Source organism: Sphaerospermopsis reniformis (assembly GCF_005402885.1).
Classification (GTDB): Bacteria; Cyanobacteriota; Cyanobacteriia; order Cyanobacteriales; family Nostocaceae; genus Sphaerospermopsis; species Sphaerospermopsis kisseleviana.
This window is the reverse complement of record NZ_BJCE01000453.1, coordinates 1-1928: the sequence shown is the minus strand read 5'-3', so window position 1 is coordinate 1928 and position 1928 is coordinate 1. Positions and strand designations below refer to the sequence as shown.

Below are 1928 nucleotides of genomic sequence, written 5' to 3'. Positions count from 1 at the left end.
TGAAATCCCCAAAAATGCACACTTTTTCCGGTATACCCTTCAAAACCCTTGCACTAATTTCTGTGTTTATCAGCCTCTAACCTTTGATATATCAAGGTTTTAGGTTTATTCAGCAAACCCTAATTAATACAAGCAAGATGCTTGTGCTACTGTAACTTCAGGTTTTTTAATTATACAGTTTAGCTGCACATCAGCTTATTATAGTAAAAACGGATGATTGCTAGACTTTTGCCCAGGCAAAAATCTTTGTATAGCAATACTCTTAGCGATTTAAATAGTAAGGCTGTAACCCGTTTTTAGTATATCAAAATTTGTACCTCATAGCAATGTAATCTGCTGTATATCCCACATTCCGAACTTCGCTTTGTAATACATGAAGATTACGAAAATTACGGTTAATGGTGGTTGAATAGCGATCTCCGAATGGCTATAATTAATACGTTTAAATATTGAATAATATCAACATTTTTTGTAAAATTTATTGAAGTATTAACGTATGATATTTTGAAGTGCGAAAAGTCGGTTATATTCGGTTATATATTGATTGTGGGACGGGCTTCTAGCCTGTCCTAGTAAACAATACTATTTGATATTGATTTCATCCCATTTACTGAAAAATTATATGACGTTTCTAATTTGTGATAGTACGAGTGAAAGAATTACTTTGTTAAATGAAATAGCTGCTAGTGGAGAAGCTAAAGTTTGGCGAACTAATCATCATGGTTATTTAGCTAAAATTTACCATTCACCAACACCTGAAAGAATGGAAAAATTAGCGGCAATGATAGCGCACGCACCAAAAGAGCCAAATTCCCATCTTAATCATATTTCTTTTGCTTGGCCTAATTCATCATTAAAAGATGATAAAGGTGATTATGTAGGTTTTTTAATGCCAGAAGTTAAAGGTGGAAAAGAGCTTATTAATATTTATAACCCCCAGCTTCGTAAGAGCTTAAAGCTTGAGATTGATTGGCGTTTTCTACACACTACGGCTTTAAATATTGCTTCAATTATTGCAGCATTACATGAAGCTGGTTATGTATTAGGTGATATTAAACCACAAAACATTTTAGTTAATAATCGTGCTTTACCTTCAATTATTGACACAGATTCTTTTCAGGTGAAAAATCCTAAAAATGGTAAAGTTTATCGTTGTTTAGTTGGTTCAGAAGGATATACACCACCGGAATTAATTGGTGAAGATTTTTCTAGGATTGAACAAACGGAAATACATGATAGATTTCGATTAGCAGTAATTATTTATCAATTGTTATTTGGTGGTAATAGTCCTTTTCAGGGAATATGGACAGGTGGGGGAGAAACTCCAGAAGTTAATGAACTTATTAAGCATGGTATATGGTTGTATTCTCAAAATAGTTTGATTGAGCATGTAGAGAGAACAATTCCTATGATAATTGTTCATCCTGCAATTCGGGAATGTTTTCTCAGATGTTTTAATGATGGGTATAAAAATCCTCATTTACGTCCGACTGCTAAGGAGTGGTTAGAGGTTTTAAGAATAGGAAATGATAACTTAACTGTATGTGATAGGGTAGATAGTCATTTTTATAGTAGAACTTATGGTAGTTGTTATTGGTGCGATCGCTCTACAAAGTTGGGTGTTGATATTTTTGCTGGTGTTGTTAAGGTAAAACCATCTCTTATTGTGGAATCACCCCTACAAACCCTCACTGGTCATTCTAACTTGGTTACGTCAGTAGCATACAGCCCTGATGGTAAAACTCTGGCTAGTGGGGGTGACAAGACTATCAAACTGTGGGCTGTAAAAACGGGAAACCTCCTAAGCTGTTGTGCAGCTAGATTGTATAATAGGGAATTAAGTAACTAAGCGATCGCTTCTGAATTATGCCAGCAAAAAACCATCTGTCTCAAGAACAGAGAGAAAAGCTCTTAAAACACCTAAAAGA

The 1928-nt window shown here is 34.6% G+C and carries 1 protein-coding gene; it reads left to right on the top strand.

The annotated features are described in order from the left end of the window. Positions 1 to 622: 622 nt before the first annotated feature. Complete coding sequence (locus tag FFR48_RS27600) at positions 623 to 1849, top strand: protein kinase domain-containing protein (protein WP_137669548.1); 1227 nt, start codon at positions 623 to 625, stop codon at positions 1847 to 1849. The last annotated feature ends 79 nt before the right edge of the window (positions 1850 to 1928 follow it).

Coding starts and splice junctions, on each gene's coding strand:
- FFR48_RS27600 (WP_137669548.1), top strand. CDS start 623: ATGACGTTTCTAATTTGTGATAGTACGAGTGAAAGAATTACTTTGTTA.